This is a genomic window from Undibacterium sp. MH2W (genome assembly GCF_049340215.1).
In the GTDB taxonomy this organism is placed as follows: domain Bacteria; phylum Pseudomonadota; class Gammaproteobacteria; order Burkholderiales; family Burkholderiaceae_D; genus Undibacterium.
In genome coordinates this window covers 213,849-238,419 of the sequence record NZ_JBMPPA010000002.1, presented here as the reverse complement: position 1 = coordinate 238,419, position 24,571 = coordinate 213,849, and the positions used below count along the sequence as shown (strand labels likewise).

Below are 24,571 nucleotides of genomic sequence, written 5' to 3'. Positions count from 1 at the left end.
TTGCAGCACAACAAAACACGTTGTGTCTGCCCTCATGACTAGCGATATCAAGACGCGAATGACGATCAAATCAACTATTTCAATTACTCAGCATTCAGGAGCAACGCATGTCTCAACTCAAACTTACCTATTTCGATGTGCACGGCGGTCGCGGCGAACCCGTCAGACTCGCATTGGCCATCGGCGGCATCGCATTTGAAGATCACCGTTTTAGCTTTGCTGAGTTTCCAGAAGTGCGTAAAACGACACCGTTTGGTCAGGTACCTACATTAGAAGTGGATGGCGTGACCGTGACACAGTGCGATGCCATGCTGCGTTACGCAGGCAAACTGGCGGGTCTGTATCCAAACGACGCGTTCCAAGCCTTGTTGTGCGACGAAGTGATGTATGTGGTGGAAGAATCGATTGTGCGACTCGGTCCGACGTTCCGGATGACGGGCGAAGAGCAAAAAGCCGCTCGTCTTGCCTTGGTGAACGGTCCAATGCCGGTCTACTTACAATGGTTAGAAAAGCAGTTACTGGCCCACGGCGGCGAATATTTCGCCGACAACCGCTTAACTGTGGCGGATTTGAAAGTGTTTGTGGACATCCGCGGCTTGAATTCTGGTCGCCTGGATCATGTACCAACAGACCTCGTTGAAAAAGTTGCGCCAGCACTGAATGCCCATTTACAGCGCATTTCTTCGTTGCCTACTGTACAAGCGTATTACGCGAAATTCGCCTAAATAGGCACCCTGCCTTTCCCCCACCCTTCTGGGGCTTTGGGGGAAAGATCATCACTACCCTACGCCACAAACTGCGATAACTTCGCTTTCTGCTTCATCTTCGCAGGTGTCACACCGTATGCTGTTTTGAATGCAGCGGTTAAATGACTCTGACTACTGAAACCACATTCCTGCGCGATACGCTCGATACTCAGATCCGTTCTGGTCAGTAACTCACTCGCCCGCTGCAAACGTTGTTGCAGAATATACTGATGCGGCGCCATGCCCATGGCATCAAGAAATAAACGCCGACAATGCGCGGTGCTCACACCTGCTCGTCGGGCGAGATCAACGACGGGTAATGAAGACGACAGATTTTGTTGAATCCAACCAAGAACTTGCTCAAGGCGGCCGATTTGTAAAGGATCGGGGCGCATTCCTTTGCCTGTCATTCCTTCGATAGTCCGGCACGATTGTTCCACCATCAACGCGCTCAGGCGGTGGACGTAATCGGCGTCACCACCTCGCGCTTTTGCTAGTTCATCGACGATCTGACGAGCCAGTGCATTGACCAGCGGATCGTTGAAGGAATAAAGCGTGCTGCTACCACTGATCAGATGGTGCAATCGCAACGCATCCCCATGCAGTGGTTCAGAGAAATAAAAAATCGCCACATCGATCGCGCCGCCAAATTGCCAATGCGTCGGACAATTTGCGCGCATCGCGGCGGAAAAGCTGGGAATAGAATCAAACACGGTATCCGCCTGATGCGCCTCATGGGCGCGGCCACCGCCTAAATGCGACAGCAATACCATCGCAGGCAACGCAGGGATCTCCCGTTGTGTCATCCGAAACAGATAACGCTCTGCATGCAAAGACAAGCCTTCGCCAGTGACAGGCCCGATGGCCGCACTCACGATCGGTTTCACGCCCAGAAGCCGACTGACTTCTTCCCACACTTTCATGCTGGCACCTCTTCCGTTGTCTGACAATGAGCGTTTTTTGATAAAAACAAGCGCAGTTTATCGTACTTTAGCAAGACCGTAAGGAAGAGAATACACGAACGGATTATCAAAAAAAAAACCATTACGACAACCATATCGGAGACAACTATGGCAACCACCGTCCCTTCAGGCTGGGCCTCTGCACTCGAGCAGAAATGGCTCGCCCATAAACGCTATTGGTATCTCACCTCCTTACTGTTACCGACCTTACCCTTGTTGTCTGCGGTGTTGGCCGTACACTTTCATCAAGGGGCATGGCTGTGGCTAGTCGTACCGGTGGGGTATCTGCTGGTGCCTATACTCGATAGCATTGTCGGCAAAGACCACGCCAACCCGAGCGACGAACAAGTCGAGCACCTCAAAAACGATCGTTACTTTGCCCGCGTGCTGTACTGCGCCGCAGTCATGCATTGGGTTGCGATGATAGGAATGGCCTATACGGTGTCCCATTGGCAATGGTCAGCACTGGTCATGCTGGGAGCAGGATTAAGTGCGGGTCTCATTAATGGCGTTGGTTTGGCCATTGGGCACGAACTTGGGCACAAAGTGACCGACAAACAACAAACTTGGGCAGGTAAGCTGGTGCTGGCATGTTGTGGCTATGGGCATTTCATCGTGGAGCATAATAAGGGGCATCACAAGAATGTCGCCACGCCAGAAGATCCGGCGTCGGCACGTTTTGGGGAATCGCTGTATCGCTTTGCCAGACGGGAATTGCCCGGTGCATTGGTGCGGGCGTGGGAACTGGAAACGCAGCGACTAGAGCGCCAACATCAACGCTGGTGGTCACCCCATAACGAGATCGTGCAGCAATGGGTCTTTACGCTGTTGATGTATGGGCTGATGGTGTCTTTTTGGGGGGTGGTCTTGGTTCCCTTTTTGCTCTTGGCAGCGGGGTTTGGTTGGTGGCAATTAACCTTAGCCAACTACGTTGAACATTATGGCTTGTTACGCCAAAAAGAAGCGAATGGTCGTTATCAACGTTGTGAGCCTAAGCATTCATGGAACAGTAACTTCAAATTATCGAATTTATTATTGGTCCATCTCCAACGCCATTCGGATCACCATGCTCATCCGACGATGCCCTATCAGGTGTTGCGCGACTATGACGATGTGCCGCAATTACCCCAAGGTTATTTTGGGATGTTTTTGGTGGCAATGATTCCTCCGCTGTGGTTTGCCATCATGAATCCTCGGGTGGTGGCATGGGCAGAGGGCGATATGATGCGCGTCAACCTTGATCCAGCACGGCGCGAGGCACTGATTCAGCGGTATCATCGCCCCACCACATCCTAAGGAGAACCCATGCACCGCTACCAATGCCCTGACTGTGGCTATGTGTATGACGAACAGCAAGGTTGTGCGCATGAGGGATATGCGCCAGGGACGCTGTGGTCATCGCTTCCGGAGGATTTTCCGTGTCCAGAGTGTTTTGTCCGAGAAAAGCCGGATTTTATTGCACTCGATCATCGTCCGGCAGAAGAATAGGATAACGACAAGAGGATGGCGACTTGTTGTAGGTGATTTGCGGTGCCTGCACTAAAATGCATGCCTCTACTGCACTCCGCATTTCATCGTTGCCATCATGACCACTGTCCCACCGCTTTTTCCGCCGCATGCTGTTTCTCGGTTGCGGTCTGCGCGTTTATTGCGCAGCACCCGTCCCTTCCTTGCACGAGGTGGGCCGCATGGCGAGCGGTGCGGTGGATGCCGGTTAATATTAAGTCATTGTTTGTGTCATCTGCGCCCTATTGTCCCAACACGCGCCGGGTTTTGTTTGTTGATGGCAGAGCATGAAACACTCAAACCAAGCAACACTGGCTGGCTGATTGCCGATGTCATCCCCGATACCATGGCCTTTGGCTGGGCGCGGACGGAAACCGACCCCGCATTACTTGCTGTGCTGGCCGATCCTCAGTGGCAGCCCTATGTGGTGTTTCCGGGTGAATTTGTGGCACCGGAGCGCGTCGTCAGTCACTTAATCGCAGAGGCTGAAGCAGGTGCAGCGACAGACGCACAAGCAGAAGTCGCCGCCACACCAACAAAACGTCCTCTCTTTATTTTGCTCGATGCCACGTGGTCAGAGGCGCGCAAAATTTTTAAAAAGAGCCCGTATCTGCTGCCGTTTCCTGTTCTCAGTCTGGCACCAGAACAACTTTCTCGCTATCGTCTGCGACGCTCGAAGCGCGATGATCATTTGTGTACGGCCGAGGTGGCGGCGATATGTCTGGGGATGGCGGGGGAAACGCAAGCGGCGCAAACGCTTGATGCGTATCTCGATGTGTTCAGCGATCACTACCTGCGAGCGAAGCAACAAATCAAAGTCAGCTGGGAGGATGCACTCCATCAGCAATTGGCAGCGTTGCGTACCACAGCGAATACTGAGTTGTAATGCGGCGCTGGTGATGCACGAGCGATGAGGAAATAGGTCGACCCATGATACGATTTCAGACATCGCCCATGCATTGCATCCACACCTATTTTCTTCACGTCTTTATGAATCAACGTGTCTTGTTTTCTGCACTGATGGTATGCCTCCTCACCGCAACCAACCATATTGCGTTGGCGAGTGACGAAAGCTTTCCAGCAAAGGTTTCGCGTGCGGAGCGCTTGCAGCTCGAGCGGATGGTGTGCGGTGACAAATGGGGTCTGGCGGTCGCTGAGATTGATGCCCGTTCGCTGGAAGCCAACAGTCGTGCACATTTTGCGGACGTGAAATGTCGTCCCCATGCACAGTTACAAGGTCAACCGTTGTACCACGTTGCCCAATGTGGTCGTGACGGGAATGAATGGAGTTGCAGTGAATCCGAATTGGAAACAATACTACCGCTGTCGAACGGACCAGAAACACGCAAATTATTGGTTCGCCCCGGCACACTCGACCCCGCACGCGCGATCACGACTTTAAAAAAAGTGAGTGGCTACGGCTATTTTCAAGGACGAAGTATTGATCAGGCATTACAATCGACCTGCAATATGGGTAGCGGAAACCGTTCAGATTTGATTGAGATTTCATGTCGTCGCTGGTCGATGACGGTTTCTTTTTGGTGTCCACAAACAAAGCAAGATCCGACCTGTCCGCGCATCATTTACATGGCCGAGCATTAGAAAGCCCTCCACAATGAATCACGCTCCATTACGACGAATACTGCTAGGAGTCAGCCTGCTGATATGTTTGCAGGGACTACCTTTACTGGCTCAATCTCAAGAGAGTTTGCTCCAAGTCGAAACGATCAAAGAAGACGACGCGAACATTGTCATGGCGCATAATCTGAGTCAAACGCCGCTGACCGTGACACTGACCTTGGTCAGTTCGACGAACATTGCATCGACGTCCAACTGGCCGGTCGTCCGCTTATTAAAAGCAGGTGAAACGAGTGAATTAGTGCGCGTCACCGCCGAAGACAAACAAGAACGTTTTGCGTTTGAGTTTCACTACGAATACAAGGTAGGGCAAGCCAATCTAGGACAAGCCGCTACCGTGACGACACCAAGTCAACCGACCGTCAAAAAATCAAAAAAAGAACGAACGCTCAAGGAGTGCGCGGCGGATGGCATCGTTGATGAGGCGACCATTCAGTGCATGCGACGTCGATAAAAAAAACACCAGTTCATCGCTGAACTGGTGTTTCTTCACGCTAACAACACTTCTTACATCGTACTTCTCACATCGTACTTCTTACTTCTTACGGCTCGACTTATTTAGAAGCAGCGACTTTATCGAGTTGTGGCTTCGGTGCGATTTTTGTTGCTACCTTCGCGTCAACTTTCGTGTCAGCTTTGACTTCTGATTTCACTTCTGGTTTTACTTCTGTTTTCGTTTCCATCTTTGCTTCTGTTTTTTCAACAGCCGCTTTTTTCGCATCCATATGATGCTTCATTTTAGTTTTCTCACCAGGCACTGTTGCTTTTGCCTGTGATGCAGCGGTTGCTACTGCGGATGCTGCTGGCGCAGTTGCCGTTGTTGCTGCTGTAGTTGCTGTTGTAGTGGCGGCAGCTTTTGCTGTTGCAACTGGTGCTGCTACTTTTGCTTGCGCAGCCTCTGTTGGTGTTTGTGCGAAAGCAGTACCCATTGCAAAGGTCGTTGCGATGATAGCGGCGATAATTGTTTTCATGATAGTTCCTAATCTTTAATCGTTAATTGAATGCGACTGTTCTTACGTGTGACGGTCAATTTCTAGCGGTAACCGTTAAATTTATTTCTTAACAGCAGGTGTTGCTGGTCCTGTTTTTGCGTCTACTTTTGCATCTGTTTTTGCATCAACTTTTGCGTCGGTTTTTGTTTCAGCGCCTGCGTCTTTTTTCACGTGCTTTTTGTGTGCATGTTTGACGACTGGTGCTTCGACTTTTGTATCTGCTTTGGCACTTGCCGCTGGTGCACTTACTGCTGCTGGTGTGGCAGGTGTTGCGCTCTTAGCAGGTGCTGTTGTTGCTGGCGTTTGTGCGAAAGCGGTGCCCATTGCGAAAGTGGTAGCGATGATGGCGGCGATAACTGTTTTCATGATAGTTCCTATTCTTTCTTCGTTCGTTTTTACGTTAGTTTTGCGTTTATTTCTACGTCTATTTCTGCGTTTATTTCTGCGTCGAATTCGACGTTGATCTTGAATACTGCTTCACATTATTTCTTTGGTGCTTCTACTTTTTTTACGGCTGGTGCTGCACCACTTTTTGCGACTGTTGTGACAGCAGCGACTTTTGTATCGGTCGTTGCTTCTGCTTTGGCAACTGTCTTTGTGTCGGCTTTAGTTTCAGTTTTTGCTTCAGTTTTTGCTTCTGTTTTTGCTTCGGCTTTCACCTCTTTTTTCAGATGTTTTTTATGCGCTACTTTGGCAACTGGTGCAGCAACATTGGTGTCAACTTTGCTAGCGGTTGGCGCTGGTGCGGTTACTGCTGCTGGAGCTGCACTGGCTTTTGCTGGTGCGCTCGCTGCGGGTGTCTGGGCGAACGCTGTACCCATTGCGAACGTTGTAGCGATGATGGCGGCGATAATCGTTTTCATGATGAGTCCTGTTCTATATAAAGTGAAACGTGGATGATTTCTTTTTTACTGCTTACTTTGTTTAGCGTAGTGTGTCTACGTAAGCCAAGAACGCGGTCGAGAGACAAGCTGTTGACAACGTTTTTTGAAAAATAGCTGATTTGGTAGAGTCGTTCTAAACTGATTTTTTTTAACAATTGGCTGTCAACCAAAATAGAAACCGGTGAAAACAAAAAAGAAGTCATGGTGCTAAAGAACAGCTTTTCACTTAGTATGTCGAAACGAAAATTCTGATCACTGAGCAAAACACAATCTATAGGAGATAAAAATGACGATCGCGAACTGGTGTGTATTAATTGCTTGTTTGTTGCCCATCATCACTGTCGGTCTTGCCAAAGGTGCCTCGGCAAAGACGGCAGGCGGCGCAGGTCGCTATGACAATAACAATCCACGTGAATGGGCAAATCGCCTCACAGGCTGGCCGCAACGTGCTCAGGCGGCTCAAAACAACGGTTGGGAAGCGTTGCCACTGTTTATCGCAGCGGTCGTTCTGGCGCAGCAAGCTCATGCAGATCAGGGGCGAGTCGATGTACTGGCGATCGCTTTCATTGTGATTCGTGTTTTATACGTCATCGCCTATCTGATGAACGTCGGTACGCTGCGGACGCTGATATGGATGGCAGGCGTAGGCACCTCGATCGCGATTTTGCTGCAAGCGTGATCACAGTGGATGCTGTCCTCCATCATCTTCATTCACCAGAACCAGAAAGAAAGTTATCGCTATGAATGATGAAGAAATGCAAGGGATGTTGATGGGCTTGTTACCCACACCCGCTTATCTGTTTGGTGCCATCATTTTTGGGATTGTTGGTTTTGTGGCGTATCGGTTTGGTAAAAAAACGGCACGAACAAAAACCAAATGGCTGGGCGTCGCAATGATGTTCTATCCCTATGTGATTGGTAGCGATACCCGTTTGCTGTATGCCGTTGGGGTGCTACTGTGCGTGGCAATGTATGTTTATCGTAACGAATGAACAAGGTGTTTCAAGCTGGCAAGTGATCGCCAGCTCTACCCTTCAAGGGTAACGTTTTGCCATCCATTTTTGCCATACATCGAGGCCACTCCTATCGCTTCGCCGTTGTCACTCGGAAAGAAACGAGTTGTCTTCGAGGATTTATGAATTGTTCACATTTGTCTAGAAGAATTTGGCATTTTTTTACAATAAATCCGCGTACCATGTGCGGTGTTTGTCATGTTTATCTCAGATAGTTTTTCCATCAACGCCGCCGATGACACCTCCCAAAGTGACTTCTATTCTCTTTGTATGTATGGGCAATATTTGCCGCTCACCCACCGCTGAAGCTGTGTTTCAAGCGAAGGTGCGCGCACGCGGGTTGGCGGATTATCTGACTATTGATTCGGCCGGTATGTACCTCAATCATGTTGGTGAAGCACCAGATCCACGTGCTCAGTCGCATGCTTTGAAACGCGGTTACGATCTGAGTAAGCAGCGCGCCCGCCAGGTCAAAGCAAATGACTTTGAGCAATTTGACTTGATCCTTGCGATGGACAAGCACAATCTTGCCCTATTGGAAGCCGCCTGTCCGACGAGCTATCGGTCCAAACTCGGCTTATTGATGGCGTATGCACAACATACGAACGCATCCGAAGTGCCTGATCCCTACTACGAGGGCGGCAAGAGCTTTGATCTGGTGCTCGATTACATCGATGATGCCACTGACGGCTTGTTAAGCCGACTCGAAGTCACCCATTCTTTCCCAGAGCGTACTTCTTGCGGTATCCCCCCCTCTTCCGTGTCATCCGGCAGTAAAAATCTCAAATAATTGAACGGCATCGCCGCTTTTTATCCCCTCTGTGATCCGACAGAAGGTATTATTTTGCCGTTCATCCTCAAAAAAACGCGTTTCATCCCTCAATAAACGCAACTTATATCTATGACACTTGTCTTAGATGCCACAGTACACAATACTGCACCATCCCTGAAGTCCCGATTATTTCTATAGCGTAAGAGACCCGCCATGTTACGTAAAACATTGATAGCCATCGCCATTGCCTCGACCTTGGCTGCTTGTAACAATAATAAAGAACCAGAAAAGACGGCCGCTTCCAGCACCACCAGTGTCGCGGGTAAAGAGAATGCAGAGAAGAAAGAGAAAGCAGTCAAGCTACTGATCGCTCCAGAAGACACCATCAAAATCGGTACGAACGCGATGGTTTCCGGTCCAGTTGTGACTGGCTCGATCCAACCAGAACGAAAAGCGGATCTACGGGCAGAAGTGCAAGCCATCGTCCTGCAAGTATTAAAAGAAAACGGCGACGTGGTAAAACGCGGCGATATCCTCGTCAAGCTCGATGAAACGGCAATCCGAGACAATCTTAATTCGGCAGAAGATAACGTGCGGAGCGCCAGCTTGTCGTTAGAACAAGCAGAACGCGCTCAACAACGCTTAAAAACGTTACGCGCCTCTGGCATGGCTTCATTGCAAGCGCTGGATGATGCTGAAGTGAAAGTGGATGCCGCTCGTAGCGAATTGTCCGCATCCAAAGCCCGGGCAACGACCGCTCGCCAGCAATTGCAACGCACCGTCGTCCGCGCGCCGTTTGATGGTGTGGTCAGTGAACGCAAGGTCTCCGCCGGTGACACAGCGTCCATTGGTAAAGAACTCGTCAAAGTAATCGATCCGGGCAGTATGCGATTTGTTGGCAATGTCTCTGCCGACCGCATTTCTCAGGTGAAAGTAGGCCAACCTGTTACTTTCCGCGTCAATGGCTATCTGAATCAAGATTTCCACGGCAAAGTGACCCGCGTTGACCCTGCAGCTAACGATGTGACCCGTCAGGTCGAGGTCTTAGTGAGTTTTGTCGATAGCAACCAACCTAAAGTAGGTGGCTTGTATGCGGAAGGCAATATCGAATCAGCCACGGTGGAAGCGTTGACCTTGCCAGAAGGCGCCATCGTCAAAGCAGGCGATAAATCGTATGCATGGCAAGTGACAGGCGCAAAGTTGAAAAAAGTCGATCTGCTATTGGGTAAGCGGGACCAACGCTCTGGCAATGTGGAAATTCGTCACGGTCTGGCATCAGGCGATGTGGTGATGCGGAGTCCTGGCTCTAACTTGAAAGACGACCAAGATATCGAAATGGCGGTTGCCAAAGTTGCCGCGTCTTCTACACAGCGTACTGAAGGAAACTGATTATGTTTTTATCTGATTTCAGTATTAAACGACCGATTGCAACGATCGTCATGATCATTGCGTTGATGGCAATGGGGTTGCTGGCGTTAAGCAAGCTCCGCGTCAATCAGAATCCAGACGTCTCCGTACCGGGTTTGTCGGTGATCATTACCTACCCTGGCGCATCGCCTGATACGGTCGAACGCGATGTCATCAATCGCCTTGAAAAATCGCTCATGAGTATTCAGGGCGTGACCGAGCTCAACGCCTCTGCTAACGAGGGTGTCGCCACCTTCGACATCATGTTTAACTTCAAGAAAAACATGATCGAAGCCTCCGATGAAGTACGTAACGTGATTTCTAGCGTCCGCTACAAGATGCCGACCGAAATGCGTGAGCCTGTCATACAGCGTTGGGATCCTTCTGCGCAGCCCATTCTCAATTTAGCGTTATCGTCGAATAAGTTGACGCATGCCGAGATTTCTCGTCTTGCAGAAGATACTTTGGCAGATAAATTGCGTGGTATTCCTGGTGTCTCGACAGTGATCGTGAACGGTTCGTTAAAGCGTGAGTTATCCGTCCTCGTTCGCGCCGAAAAACTGCGTGAATACAATGTTTCTATTAGCGACGTCGTCAATGCCTTACGCAATCAAAACAGTAACGCACCCGTCGGAAAACTGCGGGGCGATCTGGAAGAAGAAAGTATCCGTTTAGTTGGTCGAATTGAATCCCCAGAAGAATTCCAAGGGATTGTGGTCAAACGAAATGGCGACCAGATCGTTCGCCTTGCCCAAGTCGCGACCATTGAAGATAGTTTTGCGGATATCAATGGCTTGTCGATTCGTAGTGGTAAGCCTAACGTCGGTATTCAAGTGACGCAATCACGCGATGCCAGTACCGTTTCTGTGGCCAAAGAAGTGCACAAGTTGGTCGACGAAATCAATAAAGATTTTGAGAAAAACCATCCTGGCACAAAATTAGAAGTGACCCGTGACGGCGGTAAAGAAGCGCAAAACAGTCTCAATAACGTAGTCGATTCCTTGGTGCTCGGTGCCTGTTTGACGATCTTTGTGGTGTATGCCTTCCTGAACTCTTGGCGTTCCACACTCATTACCGCCTTGAGTTTGCCGACTTCTGTTATTGCTGCCTTCATTGCAGTTTGGTTATGCGGTTTTACACTCAACTTTATGACCTTGTTGGGCTTGTCGCTCGCCATTGGTGTGTTGATCGACGATGCGATTGTAGTGCGTGAGAACATTGTCCGTCACATGCAAATGGGTGCTGACCGCCGCAAAGCAGCGTTGGAAGGCACGGCAGAAATTGGCCTCGCTGTTGCTGCCACAACCTTCTCTATCATCGCGGTATTTATTCCGGTCGCGTTTATGCCGGGGATGCCAGGTGAATGGTTCCGTCCATTTGCATTGACAGTGACTTGTTCCGTGCTGGTCAGTCTGGGTATTTCCTTCACGCTTGATCCGATGTTGTCTGCGTATTGGGGTGATCCTGCAGACCACCATACCGCACCCAAGAAGGGCATTAGCAAGGTCTTGGCGCGTTTTAATGATTGGTTTGACCACCAGGCAGACCGTTATGGCCGTGTGATCGCTTGGGCGCTGCATCATCGTCGTTGGATGGGCGCGATTGCGGTGATCAGTTTGGTGACCGCATTGGGATTACAAGCAAAATGGGGTGGCACGAGTTTCTTACCTCCTACCGATTCGGGTAACCTGATGATCGAAGTTCGCACACCAGCCTCCTCATCATTGGAATACGCCAAGCTGAAAATGGAACGTGCTGCTGAGATTGCTCGTAGTATCAAAGAAGTCAAAGAAACGAACAGCAACATCAATCCTGCCGGTGGTCGTATTTATGTCGATATTGGCAAACGGACTGAACGCAAACGCAGCGCAAAAGAAATCGCTGTCGAATTACGCAACAAAGTGAAGTCGCTTGTCGGTGCGGAATACGTGGTGTTAGATGATCTGAACAACGGTGCGCAAAAACCTGTGCAGATTGAATTTACTGGCCCTGATTCACGCAAGCTATTAGAAATCACTGGTGCCTTCATGGAGAAATTACATGATGTGCCGGGTGCCGTCGATATTGGTTTGTCTCAGCAAGATCCGAAAAAAGAACTGAAAATCGAACTCAACCGCGGTCTGGCGAATTCGATGGGGATTTCTTCTAACGATGCAGCACAAGCATTACGTGTGGCATTCGCCGGTATCGAAGTGGGTGACTGGGTCGATCCGACAGGAGAAACCCGCGATGTGGCCGTGCGTTTGCATCCAGATGATCGCGTAAGAAAAGAGAATATCGAACGCTTGCCAATCGCAGTCACAGGGACAAACCAAATGGTGCCGCTGGATCAGATTGCGACGATCAGTATGGGGAAAGGTCCTTCAGGAATCGAGCATAACAAAGGCAAACGGACGATCACCGTCTCTGCCAATGTGCAAGGTCGCTCCAACGGTGAAGTGATTGCAGAAGCTAAAAAATTGGCAGAGTCCTTTGATTATCCACCAGGATACGGCTTAGCAATCGCTGGTTCTGGTCAAGATCAAGAAGAAGTATTTGGTGCCATGGCCATCGCCTTGTTATCCGGTATTGGCTTGATGTATCTGATTTTGGTCATGCAGTTTGGCTCGTTCACTGCACCAATTGGTGTGATGTTATCCCTGCCTTTGTCGTTGATTGGTGTGGTGCTTGCCTTGCTGGTGACTGGTAGCACGATCAATTTGATGAGCTTGATCGGGGTCATTATGTTGATGGGCTTGGTGGCGAAAAATGCGATTCTGTTGCTCGACGCTGCGCGTAAAAATGAAGCCGAAGGCATGCAACGTGAAGACGCGTTAATGCAGGCTGGTCGCGTCCGTTTGCGGCCTATCCTGATGACGACGTTCGCATTGATTGCAGGGATGATGCCGGTGGCACTGGGACTGGGTGAAGGTGGTGAATTCTATCGTCCGCTGGCGATTGCGATTATCGGCGGCACGATCACCTCAACACTGTTGACTTTACTGGTCGTACCTACTTTCTATGACAGCATTGAAATCGCCCGTGAAAGCATGTTGCAAAAAATGCGTAGCCGCATGACACGTTTTAACCCTGTCGTTGGTTTTGCGATGACGATGTTAGAAGCGGTATGCACCTTGCTGATGTTGCGATTTGTCTACCGTACCTTGTTGCGATTGCTGGGGTTGATCCTGGGACGCCGCCGTAGATCACGTCCCTTAGATCTGACCGCTGCGAATTCTGAAGTCATTTAGTCATGTCCTCTGACGCTGGTCATCAGCGTCAGAACCCCTCCCACTGGAGAGATCTCCCGAATCACGCTCTCTGGTATTTGATGCCCGCAAATGTTTGTTTGCGGGCTTTTTTTATTGTTCCAGCTTAAATTAATGCCTTAGGTTGTGGCGTGAATACTTCCATCGCGATTCGGTAGGATGCCAAACGCGCTTCATGATCAAAGATGTTGGACGCAATCATCAACTCATCCGCACCAGTCTTCGCTATAAATGCCTGCATTTGCGTCGCTACGGTCTCCGGCGCACCAATCGCCGAGCAAGCAAGAATCTGATTCAACAAGAACCGCTCACCTTCACTGATGCCTTGTAAAAAGTGTTCCACTGGCGGTGGAATTTTAGCGGGTCGACCACTGCGTAAATTGAGGAAAGCCTGTTGTGCAGAGCTTGCCAAATACTGCGCACGCTCATCGGTTTCAGCGGCAAACACATTAAATCCCAGCATGACATACGGCTGACGCAAGTACGCCGATGGACGGAACGTCTGGCGATAAATATCAATTGCTTGCATCAGCTCTTGCGGGGCGAAATGCGAGGCAAACGCATATGGCAAACCGAGCGCCGCAGCTAACTGCGCGCCATACAAACTAGAACCAAGAATCCACACGGGCACATGCAAACCCGTTCCCGGTACCGCACGCACCGCCGATTGCGGTTCATCAGAAAAATAATCCAATAGCTCTTGCACATCTCTTGGAAATTCATCGGCATCCGAGTGCAAGTTGCGACGCAAAGCACGCGCTGTTCGCTGATCCGATCCCGGTGCACGTCCCAGACCCAAATCAATGCGCCCCGGAAATAAAGATTCTAAGGTACCAAATTGTTCCGCGATGACCAACGGCGAATGATTCGGCAACATGATGCCGCCAGAGCCCACACGGATCGACGTCGTGCCTGCGGCAACGTGACCAATCAACACGGCGGTTGCAGCACTGGCAATGCCCGGCATGCCGTGGTGTTCTGCTAACCAATATCGATGGTAGCCAAGTCGCTCCGCATGTTGCGCCAAATGCAATGAATTTTTAAACGATTGGGCAGGTGTACTGCCTTCAGGAATAGGGGCTAGGTCTAAGATAGAAAGTCGTGTCATGGTGCAATCACCTCCGGTGCAATGTGCCGGCTAAACAAAAGCCGGACAATATACCTCGTATTATGAGCTATCTTGTCCGGCGATGTTTTTGGTTGCCTTTTTTGGTGACCTTTTTTGGTGACGTTTTAGCGCATGACGCTGGTGCGTCGATCGCGCTAACCGATCACAACCAGCCGCTTACCAAATATGCACACGCTTAGCAGGCGCCAAATACAGCGAATCACCTGGTTTCACATCGAACGCTTTGTACCACGCATCCAGATTACGTACGGTTTGTACGCGATAAGGTGATGGTGCATGCTCATTGGTGATAATTTCTGTCCGTAGTACTTCATCACGCAATTTGCTGCGGAAAGATTTGGCATACGCTAAGAAAAACTCACGGTCAGTTTCTTCTGTTGGCGTTTGCCCTTTTTCTTTCATCGCCGCATGATACGCATCATAGGCCGCCATCAGGCCCACCAAGTCGGCAATGTTTTCACCGAGTGTTTGCTGTCCCTTGATCGCGAGATCAGGAAACGGACGGTACTGATTAAACTGAGCGACCAATGCTTTGGCGGAGGTATTGAAACGCACCAGATCCGCTTTGGTCCACCAGTTACGTAATTCGCCTTTGGAATCAAACATCGCACCAGTGTTATCAAAGCTATGGCTGATTTCGTGACCAATGGTTGCGCCCAGTGCGCCGTAGTTAGTTGCATCACTGGCATGCAAATCAAAGTTAGGGGATTGCAAATACGCGGCAGGGAAATCAATCGCATTTTGCATTGGCATGTTGACCGCATTGACCAACTGCGGATTCATACACCATTCGGTCTCATCAACAGGCTGACCAAACTTCGCTAACGCACGTTGATACTCTACCCAGCTAGAACGCTCCATGTTGCCATACGCGTCATCGGCCTTGACTTCTAGTGCTGAATAATCACGCCATTTTTCAGGATAGCCAACACCAACGTAGGTATTTTTGATTTTCTGTAAGGCTTCTTGCTTGGTGCTCGCTGCGAGCCACGTATTGCTTTCAATCCGATTGCTCAATGCTGTCAGCAAATTGGTCACCATCGAACGAATACGTTCTTTTGCTTCGGGTGTGAAGTTATCAGCGACATAGAGCTTACCGACTTCTTCGCCCAACGCATCGTTGGTGGCATTGATCGCGTATTTCTCGCGTGACTCAGGAACCGATGTGCCTGCTAAGACGCTATAAAACGCAAATTTGGCTTTGAAAAAAGCCGTTGGCAGCACGTCAGCACGTTGGTTAATGACATGGAACCGCAAATAGTCTTTCCAAGTCGTCAGGGGTGTCGAGGCCACCAAGGCCGCGGAGGTTTTCAGCGCGGTAGGATGCCAGATGATCATGGCAGTCTGTTTGTCCAAGCCCGCAGCAGCGAAATACGTCTGCCAATCCAGACCCGGTGCTTTTTGATTGAAGTCCGCCTTGCGCCATGTGTGATCCGCTTTCAACACATTGGAGGTGTCTTCACGTGAAGCATGTCCGCGTGCGATACTCGTTTCTAAATCAACGATCCGTTTTGCCGCCTGAGGTGCATCGGCTGCGGGAACGATGTTCGCCAGTGTTAATACCTCAGCGACATACTGTTGATACTTGCTGCGTAACGCCACCATATCGGGGCTTTTCGACAAATAATATTCTCGGTCTGGCAAGCCAAGCCCACCTTGCATCAGATATCCTTGATAAGAGGTGTGATCGTGAAATCCCTGCGCAACCCAGAGTCCAAACAAATTCTCAGTAAATACCTTGGTCGCGTTAATCGGATCGACATCAGCGCGCAAATTCTGACCCAAATAGCGAGCCAGACTCGTTTTATCGCTAATAGCCGCAATAGCTTCCATCCGCGGTTGCAAAGGGGCTAAGCCACGCTGATCAATCACATCCGTATTCAAAAATGCCTGATAAAAATCTGCAATTTTCTTAGCAGGGGTGCCAGCAGGTGCTTGTAGTGCCTGATGAATCACACGGGCAACGGCATCATCTGACTCTTCTGCCAGCATGTCATCCAAACCGACGCTGGACTTCGTTTTAGGAATCACCGCTTGCTTTTCCCACGCACCGTTTGCGTATTGATTGAAGTCTTGACCCGGCTTTACCGTTGGATCGATACCGCTACCTTTGACGGCAGCGATCTCTTCAGGCGTCAGCGTGCCGGCCATGGCGAATGGTACGTGCACCGCCGTTGCCAATGGCATGGCTAACATCATTTGCAGGCACAGACGCGCCACCGGAGTTAATTTTGCGTGTTGCAATGGTTTCATACTGTTCATCCAGAGGTAGATAAAATCGTGCAGCCCGAGCATCCTTGCTCATGGTGATTGGTCGCTGGTTTCACTTTTGGATCACTCCGACCAACACCGCCGCTACAACAAACGAACATTGTATCAATTCTCGCTCAGATTACCTTTACCAACGATAAAACGTTGTGCGTCGCAGCATTCGCGATGTGAGTTGATCATTCACACCGCAAGCAAAAAAAAAGTGATGCAAACAATGAAAAGAATTCACCGTCATACGACCTGACATGCATGTTTTGCGTTGGTCTCGCCATCAAAAACCGTCGATAATATGGCGATAAAAATGACAAGATAACTTATTCAACAACTGCTCATTCGGATGCGTTCAGCGAGGCTCTCTTGCGTCGTGTCAATGTGGATCGATCAAGGTTCTGTACCATCCGTTTCTTCACCTATTTATCACCGGAGGACGCATGTCTATCTCTGAAAAATTACAACAACTATCAATTTCGAGACGTCTACAATTATTGATTGCTAGCGCAGTCATTGGCATCCTGCTTCTGACAGCATTGTTCTTAGCGTCCGAGAAAAAAATGATTCTCGAAGAGCGACAAGCGAACGTTCAACAAACCGTTGAGACCGCAGCAAAAGTGGTGTCCCACTACTATGACCTTGCTAGTCAACATCAGATGTCTGAAGCTGATGCGAAGCAAGCAGCGATGGATACCGTCAAAGCTTTACGTTATGGTGACAATGGCTATTTTTGGATCAATGACATGCAACCTGTCATGTTGATGCATCCGATTAAAGCAGAGCTAGTGGGAAAAAATCTCGCTAATTTTAAAGACCCTGAAGGCAAGCTGTTGTACATGGAGATGCTTGATGTCGTCAAATCCAAGGGATCCGGTTTCGTCTTTCATGTCTGGACAAAACCTGGTAGCTCTGCGCCCGTTCCTAAAGTGTCTTATGTCAAAGGATTCGCGCCATGGGGCTGGATCATTGCCTCAGGTGTGTACATTGACGGCGTCGATGCTAGCTTTCATGCGCGCCTACTAACTGCCTCCGTTTACACTCTCGTATTAGCAGCGGTTCTCATCGGCGTGTCTATCTTTATTGCACGCAGTCTGATCGTACAGCTGGGCGGCGAACCAAGTTATGCGTCTGCGGTGACAAAAGACATCGCCGCTGGAAAATTAACAGGTGACATTATTCTCAAGCAGAACGACACGACGAGCTTGTTAGCCTCTATCAAAATGATGCGCGACGAAATCGCCGATTTGATCCGACAAATTAAAACAGGCGCCGAGACCATTAGCCACGCATCGAAAGAAATTGCCTCAGGCAACCTTGATTTATCGGCACGCACCGAAAGTCAGGCAGGGTCGCTCGAAGAAACAGCATCCACCATGGAAGAACTGACCAGCACCGTCCGCCAAAACGCAGACAATGCACGACAAGCGCGTCAACTCGCCAGCTCGGCATCCGACGTGGCGATCAAAGGCAGTAGCGTTGTCTCGGAAGTCGTCGCGACGATGGAAGTGATCAACGCTTCGTCGCAAAAAATTGTGGATATTATTTCAGTGATTGATGGTATCGCCTTCCAAACCAATATTCTCGCACTCAACGCCGCTGTGGAAGCAGCACGCGCTGGCGAGCAAGGTCGCGGCTTTGCAGTGGTCGCCACAGAAGTCCGCAACCTCGCGCAGCGCTCTGCACTGGCGGCAAAAGAAATCAAAACCTTGATTAATGATTCGGTTGACAACGTCGGCCATGGTACGCGCTTGGTCGATGCTGCAGGCAAAACCATGGAGGCTATTTTAGAAAGCGTCAAGAAAGTAAATGACGTCATTTCTGAAATTACCGCGGCAACAGGTGAACAAAGTACCGGCATTGAGCAGGTCAATCTCGCAATCATAGAAATGGACAACGCCACCCAGCAAAATGCCGCCTTGGTAGAACAAGCAGCGGCCGCCGCAGCCTCGATGGAAGAACAAGCAGGTCACTTAATGGCCGCAGTGGGTATGTTTGATTTAGGCCACGACGTCACCACGCAAGCGTCCACAGCTGCAACGTCAGTCAAACCTGCCGTCCGTACCTCGTCCCGCCCAACGCCCAGCAACCGACCAGCACAGCAAATTACGAATCAAACCGCCCGTAAGTCGCGTGTCAATCAGGAGTCGACGGCCGATCAGTGGGAAGAGTTTTAAGCGTATCGTTTTCGAGTCGGTACTGGACTCCCGCCTACGCGGGAGTGACGATTTAAGAGTGGATGGAAATGCGGGGGTGACGGTTCATCCGTCATCCTCCGCGAACGCGGGGGATCCAGTGCGCGTCAGCGCTTTCTTACCGCCATCAACGATCCACCCAGTGCGCATACCGCTCGTCGCTCACTCCCCCTCACAAGGCGCTCACGCGCCACTGGACTCCCGCCTACGCGGGAGTGACGGAGTTGAGGGGAGCGGTGTTTAAAATCGATGTCAATTGCTCACACGTTTAATTACTCGTATCTTGTCATCCTCCACCTCTTTACCCGTCTTCTTCCACCCCTTTTACCCGTCATCCCCCACCCCTTTACCCGTCATCCCCCGCCCCTTTTACCCGTCATCCTCGCCCTCTTTACCCGTCATCCTCCGCGAACGCGGGGGATCCAGTGCGCGTCAGCGCTTTCTTACCGCAATCAACGATCCACCCAGTGCGCATAACGCTCGCCGCTCACTTCCCCTCACAAGGCGCTCCCGCGCCACTGGACTCCCGCCTACGCGGGAGTGACGGGGTGGGTCGTTTGTAAAGGCGACGGAGTTAAAAACGAAGCATCCGATCAAGTAAAACTGTCGTGCAAAAAAAATCCCTGCTCACTTTCATGAGCAGGGATCATTACGAACCACTTCAGCTTTATACCAGCGCTGGTTATGCCAAATGACGTAACTCGCGCAACGCCACTGATACCGGTGCCAAATCAGCACTCTGTGCACTGATCAACGTTAATAGACCCGTAAGACGATCAATCGCTGCGGCGTTACGGGCATGCCATGTCGCCAAGTCTTCCTGACGAGATAACAATCCGCGTGTAATCTGCGTGGCGATGGAGTACACATCGTCACGGGCGCTACCGCGGGCCTGTGTTTGCCAGAGGGTATCAGTTGGTAGGCGGTTGATTTGTGTTCGCCAGCCGCTTAAGCCTAACTGATCGTCCACACCAAAGTAAGCACGCGCCACTTGTTCTAGCGTGGCATCAGAACTCGCCGCTAAATCAACGAGATCCAAGGCTGGGAAGATGTATTCCAAGGCGCTTAAATCTTGTGCGAGTGTAGACTCAACACCTGCCTTAACGAGTACATCAGCCTCACGTTGCCATGCTGATCGGGCATTCGCTGGCAACCATTCATTGAGCTGGCCGCGCAACTCACGTGCAGCCGGTTGATAGCGATGAATCAGCGTTGGCATGTCAGTGCTTTGTGAACGCAAGCGTAAAATCCAACGCGATGCCCGCTGGGTGATGGCGATTAGTTTCGATAACAAGTCCAGTTGCAAATGAGACGCGACTTTGTAATCGAGAATATCGATTTGATCCCACAATGCTTCCAGATCAAAAATTTCTCGTGCCAGTGTGAATGCACGAATCACATCCGCAGAACTTGCCCCCGCTTCTGACGCAATGAAATTCACAAAGGTCGCACCGGCTCGATTAACGACGGTGTTAGTGATGTAGGTCGCAATGATTTCGCGTTTCAATGGATGCTGTGCAATGGCGTCCGCAAAACGTTCCGATAACACTTTCGGGAAATACGCCTTCAGTGCGCGACTAAAGAACGGATCATCTGGCAAATTACTGGCGACCAGATCATCGAACACCGACATCTTGGCATACGCAAGCACCACGGCGCCTTCCGGTGCGGTCAAGCCTTGCTTGCGCGCTTTACGACGTAAAATTTCGTCGTCACTTGGCAGATATTCGATCGCACGGTTGAGACGCCCTTGTTTCTCTAAGGATTGCATCAAACGTTGTTGACCATCGAGTACATATAACGGACGATGTGCAGCGATATCCAGTGCCTGCGTTTGGTAGTAGTTATCCGTTAAAACCAAGTGACCCACTTCATCGGTCATGGACGCCAAGAGGTCATTGCGTTGTTTGAGTGTGAGATCGCCTGCTTCGACAATCGCGCCCACCAAAATCTTGATATTGACTTCGTGATCAGAGCAATCAACACCCGCTGAGTTATCAATCGCATCGGTGTAGATGCGTCCACCTTTTTGCGCGAATTCGATACGGCCATTTTGAGTACAACCTAAATTGCCACCCTCTGCCAGCACCTTACAACGCAGGTCGTTACCATTGACCCGGAACGCATCACCCGCTTTGTCACCCACTTGTGCATGGGTTTCAAAGGTCGCTTTGACGTAGGTACCGATACCGCCGTTATAGAGCAAATCGACAGGCGCTTGCAGAATCACCCGTAACAATTCAACAGGTGTTAATTCTTCCGCTTGAATACCCAACACACTACGTGCTTCTGGACTGAGTTTGATCGATTTTGCGCTGCGTGGATACACGCCACCGCCTGCTGAAATCAGCGATTTATCGTAATCATCCCAGCTTGAGCGCGGCAGGTTAAACAAGCGTTGACGTTCGGCAAACGACACTGCCACATCCGGTGAAGGATCGATAAAAATATGGCGATGATCAAAAGCAGCAACCAGCTTGATGTGCTCTGATAACAGCATGCCGTTACCAAACACGTCACCTGACATATCGCCAATACCGGCCACCGTGAACGCGGTGTTTTGTGTATTCACACCCAATGAGCGGAAATGGCGTTTGACAGATTCCCACGCGCCACGGGCAGTGATGCCCATTTTTTTATGGTCGTAGCCAACCGAACCGCCCGACGCAAACGCATCACCCAGCCAGAAGCCATAGTCTGCTGATACGCCGTTTGCGATATCAGAGAAGGTTGCCGTGCCTTTATCCGCAGCGACGACCAGATACGGATCATCGACGTCATGACGTACGACTTTTGTCGGTGGGACGACGGTTCCTTTGACGATGTTGTCAGTGATATCCAGCAAGCCTGACAGGAATATTTTGTAGCACGCCACGCCCTCAGCTTGATAGGCCTCACGATCACTCATCGGTGGTGCATTTTTGAGGACAAAACCACCTTTCGATCCCACTGGCACAATCACCGTATTTTTGACTTGCTGAGCTTTGACCAACCCCAGGATCTCAGTACGGAAATCTTCGCGACGATCAGACCAACGCAAGCCACCCCGTGCGACTTTACCGCCGCGCAAATGAACGCCTTCAACACGTGGCGAATAGACCCAAATTTCAAACAATGGTTTTGGTTCAGGGACACCTGGCACTTCTCGTGGATTGAGCTTGAAACTCATGTACGGTTTGAAATTGCCATCGGCTGTCGTCTGCCATAAATTCGTCCGCAGCGTTGCCATGATCGTGGCAAAGAACTGTCGCAAAATCCGGTCTTCATCCAAGCTAGCAACGTTGGCTAATGCGGCTTCTAGTTGTTCCTTAATCTGCTTTTGTGCCGCTTCACGGTCACCTGCAAAATCGGGTTTAAAGCGTGCGCCAAAGAGCTCGGCAATCAATTGCGTGATGGCGGCATTTTTGTTTAACGCCGATTCGATGTACGTCTGGCTGTACGCGAAACCTAATTGCTTGAAGTAACGTGAGCAAGCGCGCAAAACAGCGATCGAACGTGCATCGAGTGACGTGTTGAGTACCAAACGGTTCAAATCATCGCTCTCGACTTCGCCTTTCCAAGCTTGTGAGAATAAGGTCTCAAAACGCGCCTTAATGGCGGACAAATCGGTGTCTGGCGGCAGCTGTAAACCCAGATCATGAATCCATAAATTGTCGGTGCCATTAACGATTTGGTAGGGATGCTCATCAAGTACGCGCGCACCCATATGTTCCAGCACCGGCAAGGAATCCGACAAGGCCACTTTGGTGGTGTTGTAGATCTTAAAGCGCAGCATGCCGTTGTCAGCATCCAGCGGACGATACAGCTTCACCACCATCGCTTGTGATGGATTTAAGCTTGCTAACATTTCGGCATCTTCCGCACCGACGAGCGCAGAAAAGTCTTCGCGATAGGCGGTTGGGAACGCGGAGGCAAAACGATTCGCTAACGCAAGGCCGTTGCCTTCCCCATGGGTGCGTAACAACTCGGCGGTGCAATCGTCTTCCCATCGCTGCGCCAGTTTGGCGATACGCGCTTCCAATGCCCTCAAATTCACATTCACTGGCGCACGATTTTTAGCGCGTACTTGGTAGTGAATCCGCGCTAATGGGCTATCCGTCAGCATCGGTGTGAACTCAATGGATTCGCCATCCAAGGCGAACATCAGTTCATGGCCAATTTTGACGCGCAATTCGGTGTTATATCGATCACGCGGCACAAAGACTTGTGCTGAAGTGAAACGGCCAAATGGATCGCGACGCAAAAATAAACGTGTACGCTGACGTTCTTGCAAACGCAAAATACCGATTGCATGGTCGGTCAACGTTGGCGTGTCAATTTGGAATAATTCATCGCGTGGATAATCATCCAAAATCGCTTGCAATGCTTTTGCTGCATGGCTTTGCGGTACTACACCTGACGTCGCCATCACCGAGGCCACACGTTGCCGCACCTGTGGGATGTCATCGACCGGCGCTGAATATGCCGAAGAGGTATAAAGACCCATAAAGCGTGATTCGCCAATCACTTTGCCGGCATCGTCATAGCGTTTGATGGCGACATAATCGAGCCATGCAGGACGATGAACGGTCGAACGTGTCATGGCTTTGGTCACCAAGACCGTTTCGTCTGATTCCATAATCGCCAGAACTTCTGGCGGCAAATACGCGAGTGAGGTCTGTACCTTGCCACGCAAAATACCCAGTCCCGATTCAGGAATCGCGACGAGACTATATTTATCGCCATCCCGTTTCAAATCATAATCACGCGCCCCAAGGAACGTGAAATGACGATCTTCTAACCAGCGCAAGAAGGCGACGCCTTCATTACCACTTTGGTCTGGCGCATGTTTTTCACATGCACTACACACGGCATGAACACGATCAAGCATCGCTTGCCAATCCACCACCGCACTGAGCACATCCGCCAGTACCTGTTTTAATTCTTCTGCTAATGCCTGTTGTTCAGCAACACTGACGATGCGGTCGCATTCGACCATGATCAGCGACTCCACAGGGTCATTGCGTCCAGCCGCTTTGGCGGCAGCAACGGTACTCACCGATTCCACGCCATCATTGGCATTACGCGTAACGCTCATCAACGGATGCACGATCCAATGCGCGGTCCGACCAGTCCGGTTAATCGCCATCGTGACTGAGTCAACCAAGAAAGGCATGTTGTCATTGACGATCTGCACAATCGTGTGTTCACTGACAAATCCGTCTTCCGCCAACGTAGGATTAAACACCCGAATCTTCGGCGTATGTGCCGCTCTCGGCGCATCCAATAGTCGCCAATGGGCATTCGCCTGCGCAAACAGTGTCGCCGGCCCCCGCGCCGTAATCTCGTCGGGATCCGTGTTTTCAAAATACGCTGTAATAAACGGCCCTTGTCGGTCAACAGCTGGGCCAGGATGGGCTTGCGCATAAGCGAGCAGCTCTGCGAAGTGTGAGGTGGTCATACGTTCTCCTATGGGTGGGAAGACACGAGAAAAAGCGAAGCAAGATCATTGCAGCAATGGTGAGCAGTATCCTCCATTATCCTTGGGTGGACAAATGCCTGTGCTTTTTTGTGACAAAAATCATATGTTTCTTGACTAGCAGCAAGTTTTGGATTCTTGTCGTCCGGTTTGTTATTGATGATCTGCCACGTTGTCGTATTGCTCGGCAAAATGTCATACTCCGCATCAACCCTTCACATTTCCAATCAATCCGTCATACTCCGCGAAGGCGGAGTATCCAGTGCGCGCAAGCGCTTTGTCGCGATGAAAGTTGATCAACCCCACACAAGGCGCCACCGCGCCACTAGACTCCCGCCTGCGCGGGAGTGACGAGGCTGGGG

General features: G+C 50.4%; 19 protein-coding genes. 12 read left to right on the top strand and 7 right to left on the bottom strand.

Annotation, left to right across the window (positions count from 1 at the left end):
• Nucleotides 1-107: 107 nt before the first annotated feature.
• Nucleotides 108-725 (top strand): glutathione S-transferase, encoded by a 618-nt coding sequence (locus tag ACO0K2_RS05380; RefSeq protein ID WP_423016538.1) that lies wholly within the window; start codon nt 108-110, stop codon nt 723-725.
• Nucleotides 726-784: 59 nt separating this feature from the next.
• Here ACO0K2_RS05380 and ACO0K2_RS05375 read toward each other — a convergent pair whose 3' ends face one another.
• Nucleotides 785-1,669 carry a helix-turn-helix domain-containing protein gene (locus tag ACO0K2_RS05375; RefSeq protein ID WP_423016536.1) on the bottom strand — a complete coding sequence of 295 codons (885 nt, stop codon included), beginning with the start codon at nt 1,667-1,669 and terminating at the stop codon, nt 785-787.
• A gap of 147 nt (nt 1,670-1,816) precedes the next feature.
• Here ACO0K2_RS05375 and ACO0K2_RS05370 point away from each other — a divergent pair, with 147 nt between their 5' ends.
• The 5 genes from ACO0K2_RS05370 (at nt 1,817) to ACO0K2_RS05350 (ending at nt 5,306) form a co-directional block, all read left to right on the top strand.
• On the top strand, nt 1,817-3,004 hold the full coding sequence (locus ACO0K2_RS05370) for an alkane 1-monooxygenase (protein WP_423016534.1): 1,188 nt from the start codon (nt 1,817-1,819) through the stop codon (nt 3,002-3,004).
• Between the two features lie 9 nt (nt 3,005-3,013).
• Nucleotides 3,014-3,196, top strand: coding sequence for a rubredoxin (locus tag ACO0K2_RS05365; protein WP_423016532.1), 183 nt, complete (start codon nt 3,014-3,016; stop codon nt 3,194-3,196).
• A 97-nt stretch (nt 3,197-3,293) separates the two neighbouring features.
• Entirely contained in the window at nt 3,294-4,100 is an 807-nt protein-coding gene (locus ACO0K2_RS05360; RefSeq protein WP_423016530.1) for a tRNA-uridine aminocarboxypropyltransferase, read from the top strand.
• A gap of 44 nt (nt 4,101-4,144) precedes the next feature.
• Nucleotides 4,145-4,816 (top strand): hypothetical protein, encoded by a 672-nt coding sequence (locus tag ACO0K2_RS05355; RefSeq protein ID WP_423016528.1) that lies wholly within the window; start codon nt 4,145-4,147, stop codon nt 4,814-4,816.
• 13 nt (nt 4,817-4,829) lie between these two features.
• On the top strand, nt 4,830-5,306 hold the full coding sequence (locus tag ACO0K2_RS05350; protein ID WP_423016526.1) for a hypothetical protein: 477 nt from the start codon (nt 4,830-4,832) through the stop codon (nt 5,304-5,306).
• A gap of 100 nt (nt 5,307-5,406) precedes the next feature.
• Here the strand turns inward: ACO0K2_RS05350 and ACO0K2_RS05345 are convergent, their stop codons facing one another.
• The 3 genes from ACO0K2_RS05345 to ACO0K2_RS05335 form a co-directional block, all read right to left on the bottom strand.
• Nucleotides 5,407-5,823 (bottom strand): hypothetical protein, encoded by a 417-nt coding sequence (locus ACO0K2_RS05345; protein ID WP_423016524.1) that lies wholly within the window; start codon nt 5,821-5,823, stop codon nt 5,407-5,409.
• An 81-nt stretch (nt 5,824-5,904) separates the two neighbouring features.
• Nucleotides 5,905-6,210, bottom strand: a complete 306-nt coding sequence (locus tag ACO0K2_RS05340) for a cell envelope biogenesis protein TolA (protein ID WP_423016522.1) — start codon at nt 6,208-6,210, stop codon at nt 5,905-5,907.
• A 116-nt stretch (nt 6,211-6,326) separates the two neighbouring features.
• On the bottom strand, nt 6,327-6,707 hold the full coding sequence (locus ACO0K2_RS05335; RefSeq protein WP_423016520.1) for a hypothetical protein: 381 nt from the start codon (nt 6,705-6,707) through the stop codon (nt 6,327-6,329).
• Nucleotides 6,708-7,014: 307 nt separating this feature from the next.
• On the opposite strand from ACO0K2_RS05335, the gene ACO0K2_RS05330 reads away from it, so the two are divergent.
• The 5 genes from ACO0K2_RS05330 (at nt 7,015) to ACO0K2_RS05310 (ending at nt 13,150) form a co-directional block, all read left to right on the top strand.
• A complete protein-coding gene (locus ACO0K2_RS05330) occupies nt 7,015-7,407 on the top strand; it encodes an MAPEG family protein (RefSeq protein ID WP_423016518.1) in 393 nt (130 codons plus the stop codon).
• A 61-nt stretch (nt 7,408-7,468) separates the two neighbouring features.
• Nucleotides 7,469-7,720 carry a hypothetical protein gene (locus ACO0K2_RS05325; protein ID WP_423016516.1) on the top strand — a complete coding sequence of 84 codons (252 nt, stop codon included), beginning with the start codon at nt 7,469-7,471 and terminating at the stop codon, nt 7,718-7,720.
• A gap of 256 nt (nt 7,721-7,976) precedes the next feature.
• Nucleotides 7,977-8,531: a low molecular weight protein-tyrosine-phosphatase gene (locus ACO0K2_RS05320; RefSeq protein ID WP_423016514.1), complete on the top strand. Its 555-nt coding sequence runs from the start codon at nt 7,977-7,979 to the stop codon at nt 8,529-8,531.
• Nucleotides 8,532-8,726: 195 nt separating this feature from the next.
• Nucleotides 8,727-9,902 (top strand): efflux RND transporter periplasmic adaptor subunit, encoded by a 1,176-nt coding sequence (locus ACO0K2_RS05315; protein ID WP_423016512.1) that lies wholly within the window; start codon nt 8,727-8,729, stop codon nt 9,900-9,902.
• A 2-nt stretch (nt 9,903-9,904) separates the two neighbouring features.
• The gene (locus tag ACO0K2_RS05310; protein WP_423016510.1) at nt 9,905-13,150 is read left to right on the top strand and encodes an efflux RND transporter permease subunit; all 3,246 of its coding nucleotides are present in this window, start codon (nt 9,905-9,907) and stop codon (nt 13,148-13,150) included.
• A gap of 124 nt (nt 13,151-13,274) precedes the next feature.
• On the opposite strand, the gene ACO0K2_RS05305 is transcribed toward ACO0K2_RS05310, so the two are convergent.
• The gene (locus ACO0K2_RS05305) at nt 13,275-14,276 is read right to left on the bottom strand and encodes an LLM class flavin-dependent oxidoreductase (RefSeq protein WP_423016508.1); all 1,002 of its coding nucleotides are present in this window, start codon (nt 14,274-14,276) and stop codon (nt 13,275-13,277) included.
• A gap of 177 nt (nt 14,277-14,453) precedes the next feature.
• Entirely contained in the window at nt 14,454-16,550 is a 2,097-nt protein-coding gene (locus ACO0K2_RS05300) for a M13 family metallopeptidase (RefSeq protein ID WP_423016506.1), read from the bottom strand.
• Between the two features lie 449 nt (nt 16,551-16,999).
• Here ACO0K2_RS05300 and ACO0K2_RS05295 point away from each other — a divergent pair, with 449 nt between their 5' ends.
• Nucleotides 17,000-18,733 (top strand): methyl-accepting chemotaxis protein, encoded by a 1,734-nt coding sequence (locus ACO0K2_RS05295; protein ID WP_423016504.1) that lies wholly within the window; start codon nt 17,000-17,002, stop codon nt 18,731-18,733.
• Between the two features lie 700 nt (nt 18,734-19,433).
• Here the strand turns inward: ACO0K2_RS05295 and ACO0K2_RS05290 are convergent.
• Nucleotides 19,434-24,191: an NAD-glutamate dehydrogenase gene (locus ACO0K2_RS05290; RefSeq protein WP_423016502.1), complete on the bottom strand. Its 4,758-nt coding sequence runs from the start codon at nt 24,189-24,191 to the stop codon at nt 19,434-19,436.
• Between the last annotated feature and the right edge of the window lie 380 nt (nt 24,192-24,571).